Below are 23,740 nucleotides of genomic sequence, written 5' to 3' on the forward strand. Positions count from 1 at the left end.
TAGGTAATGCTTCGAAGCGATTTCCCTAGCAACTCAAAACTCTTCACTCATAACTCAACACTCTTAAATTTTCGGTAATGCTTCTTTCACTAATTGAATAAACTTTGGCTTTGTACGCGTAGCTGTTTCCATTACTTGTTCGTGAGTAACGCCTTCTATCTCTTCACCAATCGCCATATCTGTAATACAACTAATACCGATGACATTCATATCCATATGCCTAGCAACAATAACTTCTGGTACCGTTGACATTCCAACAACGTCTCCACCCATTTTTCTAAGCATTATAAGTTCGGCACCTGTCATATATGTTGGTCCAGAAATAGCTGCATAAACACCTTTTTGTAGATTAATTCCTACACTTGCTGCCACTTCTTCAAGAATTGGTATGTATTCACGAGTGTACGCCGTACTCATATCTGGGAAACGTGGACCGAAATCACCGTGATTTGGGCCAATTAGCGGATTGTCTCCTGTCATGTTAAGATGATCTGTAATAATCATTAAATCTCCTGGAGCAAAGTCTGGATTCATGCCACCACAGGCATTAGTCACAATCATTTTAGATACTCCTAAAAGTTTCATTACACGGACCGGAAAAGTTACTTCTTGCATTGAATATCCTTCATAATAATGAAATCTTCCTTGCATCGCTACAACTGCTTTGCCATTTAGTTTCCCAATGACGAGTTGCCCTGCATGACCTTCTACAGTCGATGTAGGGAAGTTTGGAATTTTTTCATAAGGAATTGCTACACGTTCTTCGATCTCATCAGCTAATTCTCCTAATCCAGACCCAAGGATTAGGCCAATTTCTGGTGTCACATTAATTTCTTTTTTTATAAATTCAACGGTTTCTTTTGCTTTATCTAATATTTGTTCCACTATGCACACTCTCCCAATTAATTCATTTCTTTGACAATTTCTTTTACGAAAGTTAAGAAATTAGCTTTTACTTTTTCTGTTGTCTCCATCACTTCATCATGAGTTAACGGCTGATCTAGTATTCCTGCAGCCATATTTGAAATACAAGAAATCCCTAACACTTCTATATCGCTATGTCGCGCTACAATAACCTCCGGAACCGTTGACATACCGACTGCATCTCCACCTATTGTACGAAGCATACGAATTTCGGCAGGGGTTTCATAAGAAGGTCCTGTATTTCCAACATAAACACCTTCTTGTAGAGGGATATTAATTTTTTCAGCCACACTTTTAGCTAATTCAATATACCTTTTGCTATATGCCGTTGACATATCTGGGAAACGTACACCTTGTTTCGGGTCATTTGGACCAATAAGGGGATTCGTCCCAGTATTATTAATATGATCATTAATGATCATTAAATCTCCTGGTGTAAAACTTTCATTCACCCCACCTGCAGCGTTAGTGACAATTAAGCTTTTGACACCTAACTCTTTCATTACTCTAACCGGAAAAGTTACCTTTTCCAAAGAATAACCTTCGTAAAAATGAAAACGTCCTTTCATCGTAATTACATTTTTTCCTTTTAAAGTACCAATAACGAGTTCACCCTCATGACCTTCTACGGTCGAAACAGGAAAATCCGGAATTTCATTGTAAGGAATCCTTAATGGATTTTCGATTTCGTCCGCCAAAACTCCGAGTCCTGAACCTAAAATCAGACCAATCTCAGGTTGAAATGACAATTTTTCTCTTAAATAAGCTACAGTGTTATTCATTTTCTCACTTCCCCTTTACTTTAAATTTTCTAAAAAGCTTTTACCATATTGAGGCATCTTTACATTAAAGTTATCAGCAACTGTTGCTCCAATATCAGCAAAAGTTTTTCTTACTCCTAAGTCTTTAGGTTCCTGTTGCTCTTTATCAAATACGATAAGTGGTACATACTCTCTCGTGTGATCAGTACCATGATGAACAGGGTCATTTCCATGATCAGCTGTAATAATAAGTAAATCACCTTCTTGAAGCTTATCAAAAACTTCTGGAAGACGCTTGTCATATTCTTCTAAAGCTTTCCCATAGCCTATAGGATCGCGGCGGTGTCCATAGATTGCATCAAAATCAACTAAATTCAAAAAACTTATTCCTGTAAAATCCATTTCTAGCGTTTCAATTAACTTATCCATACCATCCATATTCGAAGTCGTTCTAAGCTCTTCCGTAATTCCTTCACCGTCATAAATATCTGATATTTTCCCTATCGCTAAGCTATCGTAATTTGCATCTTTTAACTCGTTCATAACCGTACGATCAAACGGTTTTAGTGCATAGTCATGACGATTTGGCGTTCTCTTCCAAGCACCTGGTTCTCCTACAAACGGTCTAGCGATAATTCGGCCAACCATATATTTTTCATCTAAAGTTAATTCTCTTGCAATTTTACAAATATTATATAATTCCTCAAGCGGAACTACATCTTCATGTGCAGCAATTTGTAAGACAGAATCTGCTGAAGTATAGACAATTAATGCCCCGGTATTTACATGTTCTTCTGCTAATTCATCTAAAATTTCAGTCCCTGATGCAGGCTTATTACCAATAATTTTTCTACCTGACCTTTCTTCTAATTCACCAATTAATTCTTGTGGAAATCCGTCTGGAAAAGTTCTAAAAGGGGTATCAATGTAAAGACCCATAATTTCCCAATGACCAGTCATCGTGTCCTTACCGTTAGACGCTTCCTCCATTTTTCCGTAATGAGCTAAAGGAGCTTGGACATTTTTAATACCATTAAATTGACCAAGTTTTCCTAAGCCTAACTTTTCCATATTCGGCATATGTAAACCGTCCATCTTTTCGGCAATGTGACCAAGTGTGTTCGCTCCTGTATCACCAAATTTATCGGCATCTGGCGCCTCGCCTATTCCGACAGAATCCAATACAACTAAAAAAATTCTTTTATAATCGTAATTTTTTGTCATTATTATACCTCCTAAACTCTCTTGCCTAATCTTTCTTTTATTTTACAACATTACTATTCCCGAATATGCATAATTTAATTGTTGATAACGGAAACCACTTTTATTATACAGGAGATGTAAGAGGTCTGACAACCTCCTTTATATAAAAAGACTGCCCTAAAAAAATGTCAGACGCCGTTAGGTATCTAAATATAGACAGAGGCTAAATCTAGACGCCCATATTTAGTAGTAACTTGTTGTGTCAAACAATTTTGTGACAGTTCTTTAAAATTATGCTCGTGGATGAAAATTAGCGTATACTTCTTTTAACCTTATTTTCGTTACATGCTTATAAATTTGCGTTGTTGAAATATCAGCATGACCTAACATTTCCTGAATGGCTGTTATATCCGCACCATTTTCTAATAAATGCGTAGCAAAAGAATGACGTAACGTGTGTGGAGTTAGTTCCTTCTCAATCATTGCCTCTTTACTTAATTTTTTTAAAATTTTCCAGAAGCCTTGTCTAGACAAACCCTCACCATGGTGATTTACGAATAAAAAATCATGTTTCTTCGTTTTCATTAATTCAGCTCTCGCTTTGTTCATGTACTTTTCTAATGCCTCAGTAGCCAACTTTCCTACCGGAATAACCCTCTCTTTATTTCCTTTTCCGAAACAACGGATAAACCCCATCTCTAGATGTATATCAGTAATTTTTAATGTACAAAGTTCCGACACACGGATTCCCGTAGCATAAAGCAATTCCAACATTGCTTTATTTCTAATATCAAAAGCAGAATTAGTTTTAGGAGCTTTCAATAGAACTTCAACCTCTTCTGTCGTCAAAACTTTCGGTAATCTCCGTTCTTGCCTCGGGGTTTCAATATGTATAGAAGGGTCATCAATCGTTATTCTTTCCCTAATAAGAAATCGATGAAAAGAACGAATCGAAGCGATCGTCCTAGCAATCGTAGTAGTAGCCCTTCCCTTTTCTTTTAAATAATATAAATAATTCATGATGACTGTTTGTGTGACATCCTTTAAAGATGTTAGTTGTTCTACTTCCATTAAATAGTGTGTATATTTCTCTAAGTCTCTTCGATAAGAAAGAGCCGTATTCTCAGATAACCCTTTTTCAATACTAATAAATTGAAGAAAACCTTCTATTTGATTTTTCATCTCCAAACTCCCTATAACTGTATCTATTACTCCCCAAAATGATAAAAGAACATCAGTCGATCTAACATACCTGAAGATTGTTGCGGTTCCTCCATCTGAACGACTTTTACCGCTCTTCCCTTCGGTTCATCATAGCGATGGTAACTTTCATATTCCTGACTCACCCATAGAATACCATAATAAAACAATAACGTGCACCCTAGAAATAAGAGAAACACTCGAAATGTGTCCCAAGCTAATGTGAAAAAATTTTTAAACATTGATTAGCCTCCTAAATATCTTCAATAGTACAAGATATGCCAAAAAACAGAAGCTCTATACCATTTCCTAAAAATTCTTAACAAAAAACCTTCCTAAGTTCATCACTTTAGGAAGGTTCCGATGGTTTATTCTCTTGACAACGACTACATATTCCATGAAAAGTTAGTCGATGATCTTTTATTTTAAAGTTCCAGCTCTTCTCTACAACCTTTTCTACCTCACCTAATAAGTCCTCTTGAATTTCATCAACAGAACCACACTCAATACATACTAAGTGATGGTGAAAGTGAGTTGCACCTTCTTGGCGTAAATCGTATCGAGATACTCCATCACCAAAGTTGATTTTATCAACTACTTTTAACTCACTTAATAGCTCTAACGTTCGATAGACAGTAGCTAAGCCAATTTCAGGCGACTTTTCTTTTACTAATAAATACACATCTTCCGCACTTAAATGGTCTTCTTCATGTTCTAATAGTACTCGAACTGTCGCCTCTCGTTGCGGAGTAAGCTTATAGCTTTGAGAATGCAACTGTTTTTTTATGCGTTCAATCCTTTTTTCCATACTCTTTTGCCCCTCCCGAAAGCCGATTACGTAGGTTAATTATACTCAATAATTAAAAAGGGGTCAAATTAAAATCATTACAATAATCACTTTATAATAATTCCAAAACAAAACTATATATAATTTACATCCAAGTGACTACCATTCTCATTAAGTTTGGTGAAATATAAGCTTCAAAAGCAGAAGCAACCGCTAAAACCGCACCAATACAAACAACTAAAGCGGAATAACGTAAAAACGATTGAAATATTGGTTCATGGCTTCTTTTAATAAATTGATGTCTTACCATTTTCAAGGAAAATGCTACGGATGCCGTAGAAACAATGATAAAAACAGGTACTAAAATAAAGTTTTGTGGCATCACTGAAGCAAACGAAAGTAAAAATCCATTCATACCTAGTTGATTCACTAAAAACCCTACAGTAAAACCAACGACAATTCCTTTAATAAACAATAAGATTAAAATAATCGGTAGCCCTATTATTGTAAGTCCTAAAACCCACATTAGCCCGATATATTTCATATAGTGAGCAAAACTTTGTGCAAACATAGCTGCCGAATCTGCAAACTGCCCTTCGGCTACTTGTCCAAAAAATTGGTTTAAATATATATGCAAATCATGTCTCTGACCAAGAGATAAGCTATTTACGATAATTGCCCCAAATATAATACCCATTAAAAATAAAACAGTTGTAAATATATAAATTGAACGATTTTCTTCAATATGAAATGCAATCACTTGTCCAATTCCATTTGGCCTTCTTTTCATCGTTCTCCTCCTCATAAATGTAATAACCTACTCTCTATTACACTCTATGAAAAAAAATCGTCCTCTATGCCAATTTAATGAATGTTAACTAATTTCCCTTTACTTTGCCGTACTTACCACCTCCACCAGTGTTCACGGAAAGTTTACCTTCTCTAGCTTTTAAAATATAATCGGCAATTTTTGAAGAAACTATCTTTTGTAGTTGTTCTTTTGAAGCATTATGAATGATATTCATATCTGTCTTAAAATAATCTCGAAGCTTCTCTAATGTTTTCGGTCCTACTTTAGGTATGAACTGTAACGGAACTTGATGCACATAAGGTGGACGACTTCGTTTATCATGAACATCTTCACCCTTGTTCATTGATAATTCTTTAATCCTTGTTGCAACCCCTTTAACGAAATGGCGGTGTCCACAATTAGGGCACACTTCTTCATTTTGTATATGATAAAAGCAATTTTCACATGTCGTTTCATAATATTTCCCAAGGCGAGGATCAAGACCATAATTACATTGAATCCCCCTCTCACCCTCGACCTTTAATGCTTTCACTAACTCATCGAAACTTGGTTGTTCCATCTTTATTTTTTGATATTCACGGGCAATCTTCGCTAAAGAATGAGCATCAGAATTTGTTAAATATGTATAAGTATGTAGTTCAACGATATTGTCAGCCATATTTGTATCTGAACTTAAACCTAGCTCAACCGCATCAATGAGTTCAGGGATAAACACTTCAGACAAGCTTTTTTTTACTCCTTTTCCGAATAAGCTTTTGAACGGAGTAAATACGTGAGCTGGAATAAATAAGCCACCAAGTTCCTTTACTTTCTTTTGTAAAGTTATCCCTTCCTCGTAAATACGTTGCGAACTTAAAGTAATATTTTTCACCCTCATAGAATACCAACGGGAAAACTCTTTCATGGCACTAACATAAGGAAAATAAACGAGTACATGAATCGGCCCTTTACAACTACGATCATAAATTTCTATTTCAGAACCTAATATAAAGCTTATTTTCTTTTTATAACAAAGTCCTCCTTGTTTATTTTCAACGAGCTCACCTATACGTATTAACTCTTCAATTTGTTCTAATATTTCTGGAACATGACAATCGATAATCCCAATTAAATCAAGCCCTTTTACATCTGCTGATTCATTTAACACACTTTCTAATGTTAATGATTTGCTCGCGGTAATTTTAACTGGTTTCCCAGTAGCCGTCGCTCCTAGATGTATATGTAAATCAACAAAAAAAGACTGTAAACAAGTCACTTTACAACAAGCCACCTTTTAACTTTAAGTACTGGATCGCATAAACTGTTTTTGCATCATGAATTAACTGTTTCTCAATAAGCGCTTCTGCTTCCTCTAATGTAACTTCTAACACATCTAAAAATTCATCATCATCTCGGTTTACTTCTCCTAATTCAAGTTTATCAGTGAAATATATGTGTACTAGTTCATCTGCAAAACCTGGTGAAGTATAAAAAGAGGTTACTGCCTCAATTTCTTTTGGTTTGTAACCCGTTTCCTCTTCTAGTTCTCGTTTCGCACACTTTAGTGGATCTTCCCCTTTTTCTAACTTTCCAGCTGGAATTTCAATGATCGTTTTTTCAAGAGGTTTACGAAACTGGTTAATTAAAACGATTTTTTTACTTTCTGTAACGGCAATAATTGCAACGGCCCCCGGGTGGTTAATAATTTCACGTTTGCTCGTTTTTCCATCCGGTAACTCTACATCCTTAAGCACAAGATCAATAATTCTTCCATTAAATATTGTCTTTTCAGATATCGTCTTTTCAAATAACTTTTTCTCCATTTATAGAACACTCCTCAAATAAATTAAAAATGATGTACTAAACCTAATAACGCCTTCATAAAGTTTAACATAGCTTGTCCCCCAAAAGGGAAAACGTGAAGGGAGTCGATAAATAATGAAAATTTATATTCAAGAACAACGTGTAACGTTAGTAGGTAAAGCATGGCAAATCAAATATTTATTAAAAAAGTATATGAACAAATACACAACTGTCCAAGAGTGGATTGATAGCCAAAGTCCTAAACGTTAATTATTTTCAATGATCCATTTCATAGCACTTGCAACGCCTAAAAAGAAGATAGGGTCATCTTCATATTGTTTGCCCATCGTCTTAAGTGGAACAGGGCTACTAATTAAGCAATGATTAATTACTTGTTCCAGAGGCTCTATTGCCATCCATTGAACAGAATGTTGTTTTTGGATTTCTTCAACTTGTTTGTTTATTTTTTTGATCATACGACCTGTAATCGTAGGTAAAGGTAAAATGCTTTTCGTATATGTAAACTCGGTTAATGGTGTATACGTATGGTGGCTTATTCCTTGATGGCGCTTACGCTCGTCTGCTTCTGAAAGTCTTGGAATCCATACAGGAACACCATTTAAACGACCAATAATATTAGCCCAAGACGCTTGTTCAATACCGCTAAAACCGTAATACGTTCCAGATCCTACAACTCCCGGTCCTAACGTCACAAAAATGATATCTCCATGTAATTTATCACTAGCAAATTGCAAAGCTGTTTGTAGATTTATCGCTTCATATGTCCCGCCGAAAGCTTGACCGATCGTTATCGTTGAAAAGCGCTTGTCTTTTTTTAATGTGCGAATGTGGTTACTAACAGTTAACGGAATGCTTGCTTCATCACTTATGATCACTACCATATTTCCATCTTTTTTTAAGAAATCCATCGCCCAAAAGCAAATGGGGATCATACTATGTAGCTCTCCTATTAATATATTTTTACCATTTAAAGAAAATCCCTTCGTAAATAAATCATGATACTTACTCTCTTGCGCTTCAACAGCTAATACACTCAATTGATTAGGTAAGTAACGAGCTTTCATTATATGACCATTTGGTGCAAAATCCTCTTTGGGTAATGATCGGATAACATTTGTTACGATATCCATTCCACCAGTACCAAGTTTCAACTCTGTTGAAGTAACATTGACAATGATTTCATCATTAACATTTGCTCTCGGAGTGATGTGTAAATATAACATCGCTTTATTGGCACTTGCTGAAGTTTTTAGTAATTGAATTTCTTCGTCTTCATACAATATTTCTTCGACAATAACTTTTTTTTCTATATACATATACGGTTCTCCTCACCCAGCAAAAATTTTTATTTTCATACAAATGTTCATGAAGGATATTCCGTCACCATCTAAAATGTAAAAGGCGGGCGATTTCCTTCTCTTCGCTGTAAACCTCTAACGAGTTTTAGAGGCTCGTTCAGAAATCACCCGCCTTTTTCATACAAAGCGCTCATGGCGGCATGTCGGCAGCCACCAGCTAACATAGAAAGTCGGGTGAATGCCCTAACCAACTTTTCTACAAAACATTATTTCCTTTCGGCAACTATTTAACCTTCGATAATTGATATCAACGTTTATCATTGTTATTGTAATACTAGATTTGTGTTACGGAGGGAATAAAATGGAAAAGAGAAAAATTGGTCATTCAAACTTATATGCTTCGACGATTGGTTTAGGGTGTATGTCATTAGACCCTAACCACATCGAAAGCGAATATATTATCCATAAAGCGATTGATTCCGGTATTAATTATTTTGACACTGCCGATTTATATCAATTTGGAAAAAATGAACAACTTTTAGGTAAAGCGTTAAAAGGGAAGCGGGCCGATGTGATTATAGCAACGAAAGGAGGAAATGAATGGAACGTGACTAAAGATAGTTGGAAATGGAATCCGACAAAACGATATATTAAAGAAGCCGTAAAAAACAGTGTGACGAGGCTGCAAACAGATTATATTGATTTATATCAACTACACGGGGGTACAACCAGCGACCCCATCGACGAAACGATTGAGGCGTTTGAAGAACTTATCTCAGAAGGTTGGATTCGCTATTATGGAATTTCATCGATTCGTCAAAACGTCATCAAAGAGTATGTACAAAAATCAAATATTGTTAGTGTAATGATGCAATACAGTTTACTAGATGTAAGACCTGAAGAGGAAGTTTTCGATCTCCTAGCTGAAAATAACATTAACGTCATTGCTAGAGGTCCTGTCGCCAAAGGGCTTTTAACAGATAACTACTTGAATAAATTTGAGGGTATAGAAGGTTATTTAAACTACTCTAAAACTGAATTAGAAAATGTCGTTACTGAATTAAAGCAATGGGCTCATAGTTACGGTTACACTCTTCACGAATTAGCTCTCCATTATTGCTTAGGAAATAAGGCCGTTTCCTCTGTAATTCCAGGCTGTAGTACGATGAAGCAGTTAACAGCGAATGTTTCCTGCATTAAGCAACGTTCTCTTACTTCTATAGAACTTATTGAGTTGAGAAAAATTATAAAAACAAACTATTATACTTCACACCGATAATTTAATAGTTTGTTCGTTGGCTAGTTGGTTTGAAAAAGCTTTAGATGTTGAAATAAGCTCCCTGCTATTTTACATGTAAGATGTGACGAGTAAGTGTGTTGCTTTGTTTGAAAAAGAATGAGTGATTTCCTGAACGAGCCTCTAAAATTCGTTAGAAGTTTACAGCGAAGTGAAGGAAATCGCTCGTTCTTTTTCATAGTAAATGGAGATAATTGATCGTCATGTGTAGTTCTTTTGAAGAATAGCCTAGTTCAATGTTAGAAAAAAAGCGCTACTAAAAAATAAAATAGACAAACTAACTGATAATAATACATAGATTAACGCATGCTTTCTTTTACCATCTCGCAATAACTGCATCGTTTCAACACTAAACGTTGAAAACGTCGTAAACGCCCCAAAAAAGCCTAAACCTATTAATAAAAATAGTGGTGATTCGTATATAATCGGATCGAGTTCACGAAAGAAAATTCCTAAAAATAACCCAAGACCAAAAGATCCAATGACATTTACGATTAACATTGCAATTGGGATCGGTGGGTGCTGAAACCTTTTCATAATGAACACCCCAACAACATAACGCAACATTGCCCCGAATCCTCCACCTAACATAACTAACAGAGTATTCATTAACCTTCACCTACTCTTCTTGACAGTTGATATTTTGCTCCACCTTTTTCCCCAATCATAAACCCTAAAAATGCAAGAAGCACTCCACCTATTACAGAAATAAATAAATATGTGAACAATAAAAGCCATAGTTCAGCAACTAAAAGGTAGTAAAAATCTGCTGCTAACGTTGACATTGTTGAAAAGCCTCCACAAAACCCAACACCTAAGCCTGTTTTTAATACCTCATTTAATTTCACATGTATAACAAAACCTGTTAAAATTCCTAATAACAAACTCCCAACTAAGTTTTCTAATGCAGTTCCTAAAGGAAATAATAAAGTCAACGTTTGGAGGTTAATTGCATATCTAAACAGCGTCCCTAAAGCACCTCCGATGGCAATAGCTATTAAAGTTAAGTATAACTTTTTAGTCATAAAAACCACTTCTCTTTCGAAGTTATAATAGTTAAAAGTATAATCAACATTGTAAGTAGATTCAATATAAGGAGCTTGATCAAGATAGTCAACCAATAACTTTTTTACATACAAAACCCGCATGACGATTAATCGTCACCATCTAACATGAAAAAATCCGGTCGATTTCCCTCACTGCGCTGTAAATCCGTCCCGGCTTTAGAGGCTTGTTCCGAAAAGTCGACCGTCATTTTATTTTCATACAAAACACTCATGACGATAGACGTCACCATCTAATATGGAAAAGGCGGGCGCTTTCCCTCACTTTACCTTGACCTTCTTACGAATCTCAGACGTTCGTTCGCAAAAGCACCCGCCTTTTTTACTGTTTCTTCGTTTCTATATTAGCATTTTTATTCCTTGAAACCACAACCGTTATAGACATTTACAGTGAAAGAGAGGCTGACATATCGTCACCCCCTCTTTTTCGTTAAATAATATACCATTTATTTTATGCAGATTTACAACGCACACTTACAATATATGCCTATTTTTCATTGCAAAGTATCTTCAAAAGACTTCAAAATAGAATTACTTTCTAATTCAATCCCAATTAAAATGATACAAGGATCAACTTTAGTTTCTGTTTTTAAGCGATTTAGTATGAGCTGTCCAGAAGAATATTGAAACTGAAATAAGCCAACCGTCTCGGTTAATTGAATAACTCCTTTACCACGAACTAAAGTTTTCGGGAGTTGCTTGAACCATTTTTCTAGCTGCAGTCGATCAATTGGTTCTTTTACATCAATTTGCATTGCTTGAAACGAATGGTTATGTACGTGGTCATTACATGTATGCTCACCACTACAACCACAGTCATTATGTTCTAGTAAGTTCAATGGCGTTTTCGTGCCACGGCTAGTAGAAATCCGTTTTTTTAGTAGTTGTCCGATCTCGACATCACCAAAAGTCGATTCTACGACAGGAGCATCAATCTGCTTTAATTGATCAACCTTCTTTTTAACTTTATCAATATTCTTTTCATCAATTAAATCAACTTTATTCAATAAAATGTAAGAACTCGTAGTAATTTGTGACTTTAAAACAGTACGTACTTCTTTAGAACTTGAAAAAATACTTTGATATTCTAGGTATTTACTAGCATCTAGTAAATTAATCACTGAATACAAATCTATATAATTTATTAAAAGAGGATCTGTAAGAGCATCGACAATTTCTAAAGGATTGGCAACTCCCGTTCCTTCAATTAATAAAACGTCCGGTGTTTCTTCCTTACTTAATGTAGTTAAAAATGAATGCAGTTCCTTCGTAAAATCTCCTTGAATCGAACAACAAATGCAACCGTTAAGCATTTCAAGTACGTCATCTTCACTAAATAAATCTTCTTCAACATTAGTTTCACCGATTTCATTTAAAACAATTGCCGGTTTAAGGTTTTGTTCTTTATAATAAGTTAGTATTTTTTGTAGTAAAGTCGTCTTTCCACTTCCTAAAAAACCTGTAATAATATAAGCGGGTACGATTTTTGCCATTAAACTTCTCCACCTTTCTTAAGCTAAATTTAGCATAACGTAGAAAAAAGCTCAAATAAGAATCATTACTTTTTAAGATGAATCCATCATGGCGATTTTCCGCCACCAAAGCTACTGCACTCAATTACACCATGGATTACAGCTTCGAGACTACTACATGTTGCTTTGCGACAAGAAAACATACTTCGCTGCATTACTAGGAGACGCAAGAGCTTCCCCTTCTACCATGTAAAAGGCGGGCGTTTTCCTTCTCTTCGCTGTTTATTTCTTGGCGAAATAAGAAGGCTCGTTCAGGAAATCACCCGCCTTTTTACAAAACCACCATGACGCTTAGTCGTTCCTTTCCAACAAACCACTAACAATCTAACCAACAAACTAACCAACTATCCATCTTTTTCATACAAAACCATAGTTTTTGTTGAAAAAGGGATAAAAAGGTCGATTCATTGACGACTAATTTATGTTAAAATACAATAATGGATTAATGAATTTATATCAATATGATCACCATTAAGTATCTATAAGTAGTTGCGATAAACCACTTGCAACTACTTATAGTTTGATATGGCTCAGTTAAGGTATCTATGAAATTCACTCGAATAATAGTTTTATAGTTTTATAATTTTATTTTTAAGTGAAATGCATGCTTAAAAGTTTTCAATAAAAATTTACAATAGGAGTAGATCATTATGAACTTAAAAGAGTCTGCATCTTCTTTAGTAAAAGATTTACTCGGTGTTGCTTTATTACTAGTCTTTTTATTACTATTCTTTAATTATGATAGAATAACCACTTCATCATTTATTGATATACCAACTAGTATCGTTAACGTAAATACGATCTTTATTAGTATTATTATAGAAGCATTTCCGTTTATTTTATTAGGCGTTTTCGTTTCTGCACTCATTCAAATTTATGTGTCAGAGGATACTATTCAAAAATACTTACCGAAAAGTGCACTAGGAGCATTATTTCCTGCTGCTGTTCTCGGCGCTATTTTCCCAATATGTGAATGTGCGATTGTCCCTGTCGTTCGCCGTTTAATAAAGAAAGGTATGCCTTTACATGTTGGTGTCGTCTTTTTAGTTGGAGCTCCGATTCTTAATCCAGTTGTATTTGCTTCTACTTTTTATGCTTTTAGAAACAACCCAACTGTTTTATATTCGCGAATGGGACTTGCGTTTATTTTAGCAATTTTAATTGGTGCGATCATTTACTTTATTTTTAGAAAAAACACAGATCAATTAAAATGGAGTAGAGATGAGTTGGTAGGGAAACAAGTAACACAAGTTATAACACCACAGAAAAAGCGAAACCGTGTAAAACAAACGATGTACCATGCTGCTGACGAGTTTTTTATGATGGGAAAATATCTAATTGCTGGAGCTTTTATTGCAGCTCTATTCCAAACATATTTAGATCGAAGTATATTACAAGCACTTGGTACTAACGAATATTCAGCAACATTTGTAATGATGGTATTTGCATATGTATTATCATTATGTTCTGAAGCGGATGCATTTGTTGCCGCATCTTTTGCAAACAACTTTACAACTAGCTCAATCATTGCCTTTTTAGTTTACGGTCCAATGGTCGATTTAAAAAATACAGTAATGATGCTTGCTTTGTTTAAAACAAAATTTGTATTAGTGTTCATCACTACTGTAACAGTTGTCGTTTTCAGCTCTGTGCTCCTTTTAGAGTTTTTCATTTTATAATTAATTTGGGTGAAAGGAAGTGAATTCATGAATGGGAGAGGCGATCTAAGTTTTCATGCTTATATTAGAGGTATTATTCTCTTTGGCTTTGCGTTATTAATTTTAGGTTTAATTATTACAGACAACATTAAATATTATATTGCACCAAAAATGATGCCGTTTATTTACTTTTCAATTGCAGTATTTTTTCTACTAGGGATCATACAAATATTCCGTAGTACGAAAAAAGGAGAATTGGACGAAGAAGATGATTGTGATTGTGGCTTAGATCATCAAGTATCTGGCCCCACATGGATCAAGGTTGTTGTTTATTCTATTTTCATTTTACCTCTATTGATGGGATTTATTACCCCTGACCAAGCATTAAATAGTCAAATTGCCGCTAATCGTGGGATTATTTTTGGTTCTGGAAATGCTCAGCCCGTTGCAACCATTGATGATGAACTATCTAGTACTCCCAGAACTGATCAATTTTTAAATGATCCAGAAGGATATTTAGCTAGTCTTACAGAAGATGAATTTGACGATGATATTGAACACTTCCAAATTGAAGACTTTTACGATGAAGATTGGTTTAATGAGTATTACGATGAGTTATTGATCGAATTGCTAGAAGAGCCAGTTATCGAAGTTACTGATGAAAATTATTTAGATGTGATGACTTTATTAGATTTACATTTAGAAAAGTTTGTCGGTAAAGAGCTCGAAATTACTGGATTTGTATTTCGTGAACCCGACTTTGAGGATAACCGACTAGTAGTTGCTAGATTTTCAATGACTTGTTGTACTGCTGACGCCGGTGTTTACGGCACATTAGTGGAAACTGAAGAAGCATCATTATTCGACAACGATATGTGGATCAGAGTTCGAGGAACGATTCACGAAACAGAGTACCATGGATATAAACTACCTGTAGTTCAATTAAGAGAGGTAACGGTAGTTTCTGAACCAGATTCACCGTACGTCTACCCTAGCTTTAGATAATAAAAAAGTACAAAGGTGCTGTCCTAATCAAAGATTCAAACACATCTTGGACAGCGCTTTGTACTTTTATATTTACTGCTCTTTTAATAAACGAGCTACTTCATTTACATCTTTATCTCCACGACCTGAAATATTAATAATAATTATTTGGTCTTTACTCATTTTAGGTGCCTCTTTAATGACGTAAGCAACTGCATGTGCACTTTCTAATGCTGGGATAATCCCTTCTGTCCGTGCAAGGTGCTGGAACGCACTTAAAACTTCTTTTTTCGAGATCGTATAATATTGTGCACGACCACTTACTTTTAGAAAACTGTGTTCCGGCCCAATTCCAGGGTAATCTAAACCTGCTGAAATCGAATTTGTAGGCAGTGGATTTCCGTGTTCATCTTGTAACACTAAACATTTAAAGCCGTGTAAAACACCAGGTGTTCCTTCGGTTAAACTAGCAGCTTCTTCTGGTTCAATTCCTACTAAACGAACATCCTCATCAGAAATAAACTCCGCAAAAGCTCCAATTGCGTTACTTCCCCCACCAACACAGGCAACAACCATATCAGGCAAAGTTCCTTCTTTTTCTAAAATTTGTCGTTTAGACTCTTTACTTATAATCGCTTGAAAGTGTCTTACAATCGAAGGAAATGGATGTGGTCCTACTGCAGACCCTAATAAATAAAACGTATTTTCATAATTTATTACTAAATCATTTAATGCCTCATCTACAGCATCTTTTAGACGGCCTTGCCCTTTGTGAACAGAAACAACCTTGGCTCCTAGCAATTCCATCCTAAAAACATTTAGGGACTGCCTTCTAGTATCTTCCGCCCCCATATAAATGATACATTCCATCCCGAGCATCGCACATGCCGTAGCTGTGGCTACCCCATGCTGTCCTGCACCAGTTTCAGCAATAATTCGGTGTGCACCCATTCTTTTAGCTAGTAAAATTTGTCCTAAAACATTATTAATTTTATGAGCACCTGTATGATTCAAATCTTCTCGTTTTAAATATATTTTTGCTCCACCTAACTCACTTGATAAACGCATAGCAAAAGTTAATGGATTTTCTCGGCCCACATATTCCTTCAAGTAATATAAATATTCCTCATTAAAATCATGATCATCTTTATACTTCTCAAATGCCTCTTCTAACCTCTCAAGAACCGGCTGTAGTTGTGGCGGCACAAAGCTCCCACCAAATTCACCAAAATATCCTTTTTCACTCTTCTCAACGTTTACCAACTCAACTTTACTCATCTCATCTCATCCTTTCAATCTCTAAACTAACTTAATACTATCAGTAAATTCCAATAATTTCAATATCACCTAATAACATGACGCCTCAATGATTACTTACCCCTAAACAATGCTCATCTTGTTTTGGATGGTTAAGTTCAATTTCACTATCATGTTTCATTAAATAATATTGAACACTATCAATAAGCGCTAACCAACTTGCTTTTATGATATTTCCTGAAACACCGATTGTGCTCCACTTTTCATTACCATCGGAAGACTCAATTAACACCCGCACTTTCGAGGCTGTTGCATCTGTTTCATCTAGAACACGTACTTTGTAGTCTGATAAATACATATTTTTTATAATTGGGTAAAATTGCTCCAATCCTTTGCGTAATGCATGATCTAGTGCATTAACAGGTCCATTCCCTTCTGCAGCAGTTAACACTACTTCATTTTGAACACAAAGCTTAACTACCGCTTCAGTAGAAAACGCTTGCTCACCATTTTTTTCAATAAAAATTTTATAATAATCTAAAGTGAAATAATCTTTCCATTGATCGAAGCTCTTCTTTACTAATAGCTCAAATGATGCTTCTGCTGCTTCATATTGGTATCCTTCATGTTCTTTTTCTTTAATCGTTTCAAGCAACTTTTTACTTGATGGATCTTTTTTATCAAAACGATAGTTCCACTCTTTTGCCTTAAATAACAAATTACTTTGCCCTGATAATTCTGAAACGAGAACACGGCGAGCATTCCCTAACGCTTCTGGCTTTACATGTTCATACGTCTCAGGGTGTTTCAATACTGCACTTACATGCATTCCACCTTTATGAGCAAAAGCGCTTTTACCTACGAATGGTTGGTTGCTTGGGGCAGACTGATTAGCAATTTCATGAACATATTTAGAAATTGAAGTTAATTTAGTTAAATTTCCTTCACTAATACAATCAAAGTTTAACTTCATTTGTAAGTTAGGAATTACCGAAATTAAATTGGCATTTCCACAACGCTCACCATAGCCATTCACTGTTCCTTGCACTTGTCTTGCTCCTGCTTGAATAGCAGCGACTGAATTGGCGACGGCCACTTCGCCATCATTATGGCAATGAATCCCTACTTGAACAGTCACTTTACTACAAACGTCTTTTACAATTTCATAAATTTCATGAGGAAGAGTTCCACCATTTGTGTCACAAAGTGCAATACAGCTTGCACCCGCTTTTTCTGCTGACAAAATAGCTTCCATCGCATATTGGCGATTATTTTTATAGCCATCAAAAAAATGCTCAGCATCGAAAATAACTTCTAAACCATTTTGTTTTAAAAATAACACTGAATCATATATCATTTGTAAATTTTCATCAAGCGTCGTTCCGATCGCCTCTTTCACTTGAAAATCCCATGTTTTTCCGAAAATCGCAGCTGCCTTAACACCACTATCAATTAACTTTTGTAAATTCTCATCTTCATCTGCTTTTATCCCGCTTCTTCTCGTACTACCAAACGCGGTTATTGTTGCCTTTTCCAAGTTTACTTCTTGAACTCTTTTGAAAAACTCCATATCTTTCGGATTACTTCCAGGCCAACCGCCCTCTATATAATGAACTCCTAGTTGATCAAGTTTTTCAACAATCTTTAATTTATCATCGACTGATAAGCTAACTCCCTCTCCTTGCGTACCATCACGCAAAGTCGTATCAAAGAGAAAAACTTGTTCTCTCAAGCTAATTCCCCCAATGCATTATAATGTAATACTTTAACGAGTCTCATCACTAAAACTCTATTTGATAATGCCTAAAAGTATACCATAGCTTATTTATTATTTCTATGTGTTTTCTAAAAAATTAAAATAAATAGAAAATTAACTATAATTAATGAAAATGCTCGGCCGCCTTTCTTTCGCTTCGCTGTAAAATTCTAACGAATTTTAGAGGCTCACTCAAGAAAAGCGACCGAGCATTTTCCTCATATAAAAGTTATGAATTTCTTTTCCAGCTTTCCAACTAACCAACAAACCAACTAACCAACTATTACACACAAAAAAGGACCAATAAAAAAGCATCAGTACTCAGGAAACTGGACTTTTTATTGATCACCCTATAGTTTATTTTTCTGCTAGTCTTTGAATGTGTAATGCAATGTATGCATGTTCAGACAATGGTAGTTCATATCCGTAATCGGTTTTAACCATAGAAGAAATTTTTTCGGCGACTTGATATGCTTTTTTATGATTTTTTTTAATCACTTGTAGCATTTCTTCATCAATTTCATGAAACGGCTCTTGCTCTTGTAGCCTTTGAAAGGCAAACCTTAAATGGGTTAAAAGTCGTTGATACGCTACCGATTGGTCTTTAATTTTAATCTTAAATTCTTTCTCAACTAGTTCTACCACATCACTGATAAACGTTGTCACATCTAGAGTAGTTTTAACACTCGTTCGATTCATTTTAGCTGTATGAATATGGAGGGCAATATAGCCTACTTCATCTTCTGGAATATCGATGTTCATTTGCTCATTTATTCTCTGTTTTGCCCAAAGACCTATTTCATATTCTTTTTTATATAAAGCCTTAATTTCTGCTAGCAATTTATTTTGAATAACATAACCTTGTTTTAGACGTTCTATCGCAAAAGATAAATGATCTGTTAATGCAACGTGAATATGATCATTTAACGGGGCCATGAGGACACCTTCAGCGTAACTAATAATTTCTTCAGCTATTTTTATATGCTCCATAGGGAGTGTGCTTAAAATTTCTTGGAACTTTTCATACTCAAGAGCATCTTCCATTACGAAGACTTTTTCGATTTTAGCTTTCGGCACGATATCATTTTTCTTTTTTTGGAAAGCGATACCAGAACCCATCACTATTTTTTCAGTACCATCCTCATTAACAATGACAGCGTTATTATTCAAAACTTTTTTTATTTTCATTGCTTCCTTCTCCTTTTTAACTAGCTACCCATAATCTTAAATAAAATAATGATGTTTGTATAGGGTTGCCTCTTTAAATTTTAAGGAAGTCAGATGCGTTTACTATTTAAGTTTCACTTGTAATACTTTCGTAGTACCTTGAGTGGCGTCTGTAACATTTTCTTTAACAAGTTCACTTACTGCATCACCATTCGTAATAATAATTGGGGTAATCGTGCTAGAAGCTTTTTCTTTGACTAAATCTAATGAAAATTCCACTAACCGGTCTCCTACTTTCACTTTATCTCCTTCTTTAATTAAAGTCGTAAAACCTTCGCCTTTCATATTTACTGTTTCTAAACCGATATGAATTAAAATCTCTAAACCACCTTCAGATTTAATTCCAATCGCATGCTTTGTCGGAAAGACTTGAACAATTTCTCCATTAATAGGCGATGTAACTAAACCTTCAGACGGCTCAACCGCAAATCCATCCCCCATCATCTTTTGAGCAAACGTTGGGTCAGGAACGTCTTCAAGTTTAACTAACTTTCCAGTTAAGGGAGCAACTAACTCCTCCTCTTCGATCTTTGCTACTTTTTCTTCTTTACCAAAACCAAATAATTTTTTCAACATAAATATCATCCTTTCTTTTTTTCGTTAGAATTCCACAATTACAAATAAAAAAACCTAAAACACATAAAGGAGCCTCCTCTACGCACTTTAGGTTTTGCCTGCTGACCAGTAACAATCCTGATTATTATAATATTTATAAGTATCATCACCATTGAATACGTAAATGCTTGCTACGTGTATTCAACATTCGGAACAGTGAATTATAATATATAAATTTACTATGTTCATTAAGGATTGTCAATATCGTACAACTCATCATATATTGTTTAATAACAACAATTTTTTTGCCTTAAGGAAAGAGGTGGACACAATGAAAAAAGATAAAAAATTTCCAGCTCGACGGATCTTAAATTATACTGAATTGCTTTACAAATTAAAGTTGTTTTCTGATAAAGATAGGGCGGAAATCTTAAGTAAACTAAATAAAAAATAAAGAAATACGTATAAATGACGAATATTCAGATAACAAAACTAAAAATCATTCGGAAAAAACACTGTTCACTTAACAAAACTTATGCTATAATCACTTCAATAAATTATATAAATACTCGTATAATCGCAGGGATATGGCCTGCAAGTTTCTACCGAATTACCGTAAATGATTCGACTACGAGTGGATGATAACTATTTCTAGCCTTCTCATTCGGGTATATAGTTATTGATTTTTTCCGATTCGCTACGTTTAAGCTCGGATTCTATCATTCACTCATAGTCTTTTTATGTGTGAATTGTAGAATTCGAGCTTTTTTATTTTTAGGAGGTTAACATTCATGGATATGTTGAAACAAGCTATTTTACAAAAAGGTGTTGTTCTTTCGGATGGTGTACTTAAAGTCGATTCTTTTTTAAACCATCAAATTGACCCGATACTTCAAGTTGAGATTGGGAGTGAGTTTGCTAATAGATTTGAAAAAAATGAGATCACAAAAATATTAACGATCGAATCATCTGGAATTGCACCAGCCTTAACGACTGCAATTAAGTTAAATGTACCCGTAGTATTCGCTAGAAAAAAGAAGTCTTTAACACTAAGCTCAAATCTTTTAACAGCAAAAGTTTATTCGTTTACGAAAAACGAAACGAATGAAATTACCGTTTCACGTGATTTTATTGTAGAAGGTGACAAAGTATTGATCATCGATGACTTTTTAGCTAACGGTGAAGCTGCACTTGGGCTTGCTTCCTTAGTAGAACAAACTAAAGCAACCGTCAGTGGTATTGGTATTGTGATCGAAAAATCATTTCAGCCCGGTCGAAAGAAGTTGGAGGGCGCAGGGTATCGAGTCGAATCACTTGCGCGCATTGCATCACTAGAAAATAACACCGTTCGTTTTGTAGAAGAATTGATCGTAAATAAGTAATTTTGAAGTTCAGTTGAGTGAATTTCATAATTACCAAAAACGAGCCACATCACGCAATATATAGTTTACGAATGGTTTTGACACAACTATATATTGATCTTCGTGGCGAAAATAATGAATTATGAAAATCATTGACTAAAATTTTAATCAAAAAGGAGATTAATCATGTCAACCAACCAAATCAACTACCCTTGGTATAAAAAAGAAGATACAGATGCTTTCTTTGCACTTTTCCAAAATAACCTTGCTAACTTTGTCATTATTGCTGTAACGATGTTAGGTATGGGCTTTCCTGCAAGTATTGTCTTTGGAAAGGTTATTCCTGGGGCTGCGGTAGCCGTTATCGTCGGAAATTTATATTACGCTTATTCAGCTAATCGCTTAGCTCAAAAAGAAGGTCGGACAAACGTAACGGCACTATCATACGGAATTAGTACACCTGTTATGTTCATCTTTTTATTCGGTGTTTTGTTGCCTGCGAACACTTTAACTGGAGACCCTGAACTTGCTTGGAAAATTGCCTTAGCAGCTTGCTTAATTAGTGGTTTAATCGAAATGGCTATTAGTATTACAGGAAACTGGTTAAGAAATAACATTCCACGTGCAGCAATGCTCGGTGCTTTAGCGGGGGTCGCTTTAACTTTTATCGCTGGAGAAATGTTGTTTAGAACTTTTGAAATGCCCGTTGTCGGATTAGTTGTTTTAGCGATCATCTTAGTTGGTATCATCGGGAAGGTTGCCTTACCATTTAACATTCCCGCTTCTTTGTTCGCTATTGTCATCGGAACTGTTTTAGCATTCACTTTAGGCTATGCCGAAACTTCTAGCATCACGGAAGGTTTAGCAAACTTTGGCTTTTATCCGTTATTACCAACACTCGCTGCTTTTGAAGGGTTAGGGTTACTATTTGGAACAATGATTGCGTTACTAGCAGTTATTTTACCTATCACTATTTACAACGCGGTCGAAACAATGAACAACGTTGAGGCGATGGCAGCTGAAGGGGATAGCTATGATGTTAGAGAGTGCCAAGCTGTTGATGGTGCTGGAACTGTGATCGGTACGTTATTTGGTGGAATGTTCCCAACAACTGTATATATCGCCTCTGTAGGTTCTAAATGGATGGGAGCGGGACGTGGTTATAGTATTCTAAACGCACTTGTTTTCGGTTTAGCAGCTACATTTGGTGTAATTGCTGCCCTTTCTGCTATAATACCTATTTCAGTGGTAGCACCCATTTTAGTGTTTGTAGGTTTATCGATGGTATCTACTGCTTTTCAAACAAATGAAACAAAGTATTATCCCGCTGTAGTTTTAGCGATGTTACCTTACTTAGCAAACTTTCTTATGTCTCGCTTTAACAATACAGCTGGCGAAGCGGTTGCTGATTTTTCAAGTGCGATTGTGCCATTAGGGCAAGGAGCAATGTTTTCTGGTATTATCCTAGGAGCTATTACAGTTTATATTATAGATCATAACTTTAAAAAGGCAGCTATATTTTCTTTCATTGGTGCCTGCCTATCTTATATCGGCTTAATGCACGCCCCAGAACTTACTTTTGGAGCTGCTCCTGACTATACGCTTGCCTATATCCTTATCGGTGTATTTTTCAGTTCGTACGCCATTAAAAATGCAACAAAAAAAGACGTTTCTGATATTAATACTAAAAAGAAAGTTGCTTAACATTAGTTGGTTTGTTGGTTTGTTGGTTTGTTGGTCAGCTAGTTGGAAAGTCGAAAGTTTGAAAGATTAGTTCTGGACTTTTACATTCTAAAGTGTGAAACTACAACTTCATAATAGTTTTGTAAAAAAGAACGAGTAATTTCCCGAACGAGCCTCTAAAATTCACTAGAAGTTTAAAGCGAAGAGAGGGAAATTGCTCGTTCTTTTACATATTAGATGGTGACTATATAACGTCATGTGCGTTTTGTATGAAAAAAGGTGGATGATTTCGTGAACGAGCCTCTGAGATTCGATAGAAGGTCACAGCGAAGAGAAGGAAATCATCCACCTTTTCCGTATTAGATGGTGACGGAATGGTCGTCATGTGCGTTTTGTATGAAAAAAGGTGGATGGTTTCATGAACGAGCGTCTGAGATTCGCGAGAAGATCACGGCGAAGCGAGTGAAATCATCTGCCTTTTTCATCTTTGATGATGCTGGTAATATACCAGCATGAACACCTTGTATCGAAAACAATATTTTTTTCTAGTAAACATATTGTCAAATTTACATTTATTTA

The 23,740-nt window shown here is 35.4% G+C and carries 25 protein-coding genes and 1 riboswitch; of the genes, 7 read left to right on the plus strand and 18 right to left on the minus strand.

The window, feature by feature from the left end; all coding sequences use genetic code 11:
* Window positions 1-63 precede the first annotated feature (63 nt).
* The 9 genes from BKP35_RS02845 to BKP35_RS02885 all read right to left on the minus strand — a co-directional run bounded on the left by BKP35_RS02845 (window position 64) and on the right by BKP35_RS02885 (window position 7,488).
* The gene (locus tag BKP35_RS02845) at window positions 64-885 is read right to left on the minus strand and encodes a purine-nucleoside phosphorylase (RefSeq protein WP_071311864.1); all 822 of its coding nucleotides are present in this window, start codon (window positions 883-885) and stop codon (window positions 64-66) included.
* Window positions 886-902: 17 nt separating this feature from the next.
* The gene (locus tag BKP35_RS02850; protein WP_071311865.1) at window positions 903-1,706 is read right to left on the minus strand and encodes a purine-nucleoside phosphorylase; all 804 of its coding nucleotides are present in this window, start codon (window positions 1,704-1,706) and stop codon (window positions 903-905) included.
* Between the two features lie 15 nt (window positions 1,707-1,721).
* Window positions 1,722-2,909 carry a phosphopentomutase gene (gene deoB / locus BKP35_RS02855; RefSeq protein WP_071311866.1) on the minus strand — a complete coding sequence of 396 codons (1,188 nt, stop codon included), beginning with the start codon at window positions 2,907-2,909 and terminating at the stop codon, window positions 1,722-1,724.
* 270 nt (window positions 2,910-3,179) lie between these two features.
* Window positions 3,180-4,070 (minus strand): site-specific tyrosine recombinase XerD, encoded by an 891-nt coding sequence (xerD, locus tag BKP35_RS02860; protein ID WP_071311867.1) that lies wholly within the window; start codon window positions 4,068-4,070, stop codon window positions 3,180-3,182.
* 26 nt (window positions 4,071-4,096) lie between these two features.
* Entirely contained in the window at window positions 4,097-4,330 is a 234-nt protein-coding gene (locus BKP35_RS02865) for a YqzK family protein (RefSeq protein ID WP_071311868.1), read from the minus strand.
* A 107-nt stretch (window positions 4,331-4,437) separates the two neighbouring features.
* Complete coding sequence (gene fur / locus BKP35_RS02870) at window positions 4,438-4,896, minus strand: ferric iron uptake transcriptional regulator (protein ID WP_071311869.1); 459 nt, start codon at window positions 4,894-4,896, stop codon at window positions 4,438-4,440.
* Window positions 4,897-5,020: 124 nt separating this feature from the next.
* On the minus strand, window positions 5,021-5,665 hold the full coding sequence (spoIIM, locus tag BKP35_RS02875) for a stage II sporulation protein M (protein ID WP_071311870.1): 645 nt from the start codon (window positions 5,663-5,665) through the stop codon (window positions 5,021-5,023).
* 88 nt (window positions 5,666-5,753) lie between these two features.
* Window positions 5,754-6,941, minus strand: a complete 1,188-nt coding sequence (locus tag BKP35_RS02880) for an endonuclease Q family protein (protein WP_071311871.1) — start codon at window positions 6,939-6,941, stop codon at window positions 5,754-5,756.
* Window position 6,942: 1 nt separating this feature from the next.
* On the minus strand, window positions 6,943-7,488 hold the full coding sequence (locus BKP35_RS02885; RefSeq protein WP_071311872.1) for an NUDIX domain-containing protein: 546 nt from the start codon (window positions 7,486-7,488) through the stop codon (window positions 6,943-6,945).
* A 115-nt stretch (window positions 7,489-7,603) separates the two neighbouring features.
* Between BKP35_RS02885 and mciZ the strand changes: the two genes are divergently transcribed.
* Window positions 7,604-7,738: a Z-ring formation inhibitor MciZ gene (mciZ, locus tag BKP35_RS02890; RefSeq protein WP_071311873.1), complete on the plus strand. Its 135-nt coding sequence runs from the start codon at window positions 7,604-7,606 to the stop codon at window positions 7,736-7,738.
* On the opposite strand, the gene BKP35_RS02895 is transcribed toward mciZ, so the two are convergent.
* Window positions 7,735-8,805, minus strand: coding sequence for a DUF3866 family protein (locus BKP35_RS02895; RefSeq protein ID WP_071311874.1), 1,071 nt, complete (start codon window positions 8,803-8,805; stop codon window positions 7,735-7,737). The genes mciZ and BKP35_RS02895 overlap by 4 nt on opposite strands.
* A gap of 343 nt (window positions 8,806-9,148) precedes the next feature.
* Between BKP35_RS02895 and BKP35_RS02900 the strand changes: the two genes are divergently transcribed.
* A complete protein-coding gene (locus tag BKP35_RS02900) occupies window positions 9,149-10,066 on the plus strand; it encodes an aldo/keto reductase (protein ID WP_071311875.1) in 918 nt (305 codons plus the stop codon).
* Window positions 10,067-10,312: 246 nt separating this feature from the next.
* Here the strand turns inward: BKP35_RS02900 and crcB are convergent, their stop codons facing one another.
* The 4 genes from crcB to BKP35_RS02915 all read right to left on the minus strand — a co-directional run bounded on the left by crcB (window position 10,313) and on the right by BKP35_RS02915 (window position 12,641).
* Window positions 10,313-10,693: a fluoride efflux transporter CrcB gene (gene crcB / locus BKP35_RS02905; RefSeq protein ID WP_071311876.1), complete on the minus strand. Its 381-nt coding sequence runs from the start codon at window positions 10,691-10,693 to the stop codon at window positions 10,313-10,315.
* The gene (locus BKP35_RS02910) at window positions 10,693-11,223 is read right to left on the minus strand and encodes a fluoride efflux transporter FluC (protein WP_245741836.1); all 531 of its coding nucleotides are present in this window, start codon (window positions 11,221-11,223) and stop codon (window positions 10,693-10,695) included. The genes crcB and BKP35_RS02910 overlap by 1 nt, the downstream gene beginning before the upstream one ends.
* 14 nt (window positions 11,224-11,237) lie before the next feature.
* On the minus strand, window positions 11,238-11,381 hold the full coding sequence (locus BKP35_RS19350) for a hypothetical protein (protein WP_169819126.1): 144 nt from the start codon (window positions 11,379-11,381) through the stop codon (window positions 11,238-11,240).
* A 261-nt stretch (window positions 11,382-11,642) separates the two neighbouring features.
* Window positions 11,643-12,641 (minus strand): CobW family GTP-binding protein, encoded by a 999-nt coding sequence (locus BKP35_RS02915; RefSeq protein WP_071311877.1) that lies wholly within the window; start codon window positions 12,639-12,641, stop codon window positions 11,643-11,645.
* Window positions 12,642-13,330: 689 nt separating this feature from the next.
* Between BKP35_RS02915 and BKP35_RS02920 the strand changes: the two genes are divergently transcribed.
* Both BKP35_RS02920 and BKP35_RS02925 read left to right on the plus strand, forming a co-directional pair.
* Window positions 13,331-14,359, plus strand: coding sequence for a permease (locus tag BKP35_RS02920; protein WP_071311878.1), 1,029 nt, complete (start codon window positions 13,331-13,333; stop codon window positions 14,357-14,359).
* A gap of 27 nt (window positions 14,360-14,386) precedes the next feature.
* Complete coding sequence (locus BKP35_RS02925; RefSeq protein ID WP_071311879.1) at window positions 14,387-15,343, plus strand: TIGR03943 family putative permease subunit; 957 nt, start codon at window positions 14,387-14,389, stop codon at window positions 15,341-15,343.
* A 72-nt stretch (window positions 15,344-15,415) separates the two neighbouring features.
* Here the strand turns inward: BKP35_RS02925 and trpB are convergent, their stop codons facing one another.
* The 4 genes from trpB to BKP35_RS02945 form a co-directional block, all read right to left on the minus strand.
* Window positions 15,416-16,600: a tryptophan synthase subunit beta gene (gene trpB, locus BKP35_RS02930; RefSeq protein WP_071311880.1), complete on the minus strand. Its 1,185-nt coding sequence runs from the start codon at window positions 16,598-16,600 to the stop codon at window positions 15,416-15,418.
* Between the two features lie 85 nt (window positions 16,601-16,685).
* The gene (cimA, locus tag BKP35_RS02935) at window positions 16,686-18,311 is read right to left on the minus strand and encodes a citramalate synthase (RefSeq protein WP_071311881.1); all 1,626 of its coding nucleotides are present in this window, start codon (window positions 18,309-18,311) and stop codon (window positions 16,686-16,688) included.
* Between the two features lie 381 nt (window positions 18,312-18,692).
* The gene (gene licT, locus BKP35_RS02940; protein ID WP_071311882.1) at window positions 18,693-19,523 is read right to left on the minus strand and encodes a BglG family transcription antiterminator LicT; all 831 of its coding nucleotides are present in this window, start codon (window positions 19,521-19,523) and stop codon (window positions 18,693-18,695) included.
* A gap of 102 nt (window positions 19,524-19,625) precedes the next feature.
* A complete protein-coding gene (locus BKP35_RS02945) occupies window positions 19,626-20,138 on the minus strand; it encodes a PTS sugar transporter subunit IIA (RefSeq protein WP_071311883.1) in 513 nt (170 codons plus the stop codon).
* 310 nt (window positions 20,139-20,448) lie between these two features.
* Between BKP35_RS02945 and BKP35_RS20030 the strand changes: the two genes are divergently transcribed.
* The 3 genes from BKP35_RS20030 (at window position 20,449) to BKP35_RS02955 (ending at window position 23,182) form a co-directional block, all read left to right on the plus strand.
* The gene (locus BKP35_RS20030; protein WP_281244171.1) at window positions 20,449-20,571 is read left to right on the plus strand and encodes a hypothetical protein; all 123 of its coding nucleotides are present in this window, start codon (window positions 20,449-20,451) and stop codon (window positions 20,569-20,571) included.
* 95 nt (window positions 20,572-20,666) lie between these two features.
* Window positions 20,667-20,768, plus strand: a riboswitch (purine riboswitch).
* Window positions 20,769-20,908: 140 nt separating this feature from the next.
* Window positions 20,909-21,499 carry a xanthine phosphoribosyltransferase gene (locus BKP35_RS02950; protein ID WP_071311884.1) on the plus strand — a complete coding sequence of 197 codons (591 nt, stop codon included), beginning with the start codon at window positions 20,909-20,911 and terminating at the stop codon, window positions 21,497-21,499.
* 165 nt (window positions 21,500-21,664) lie between these two features.
* Entirely contained in the window at window positions 21,665-23,182 is a 1,518-nt protein-coding gene (locus BKP35_RS02955) for an NCS2 family permease (RefSeq protein ID WP_071311885.1), read from the plus strand.
* Window positions 23,183-23,740 lie beyond the last annotated feature (558 nt).

This window comes from Anaerobacillus arseniciselenatis (assembly GCF_001865995.1).
In the GTDB taxonomy this organism is placed as follows: Bacteria; Bacillota; Bacilli; order Bacillales; family Anaerobacillaceae; genus Anaerobacillus; species Anaerobacillus arseniciselenatis.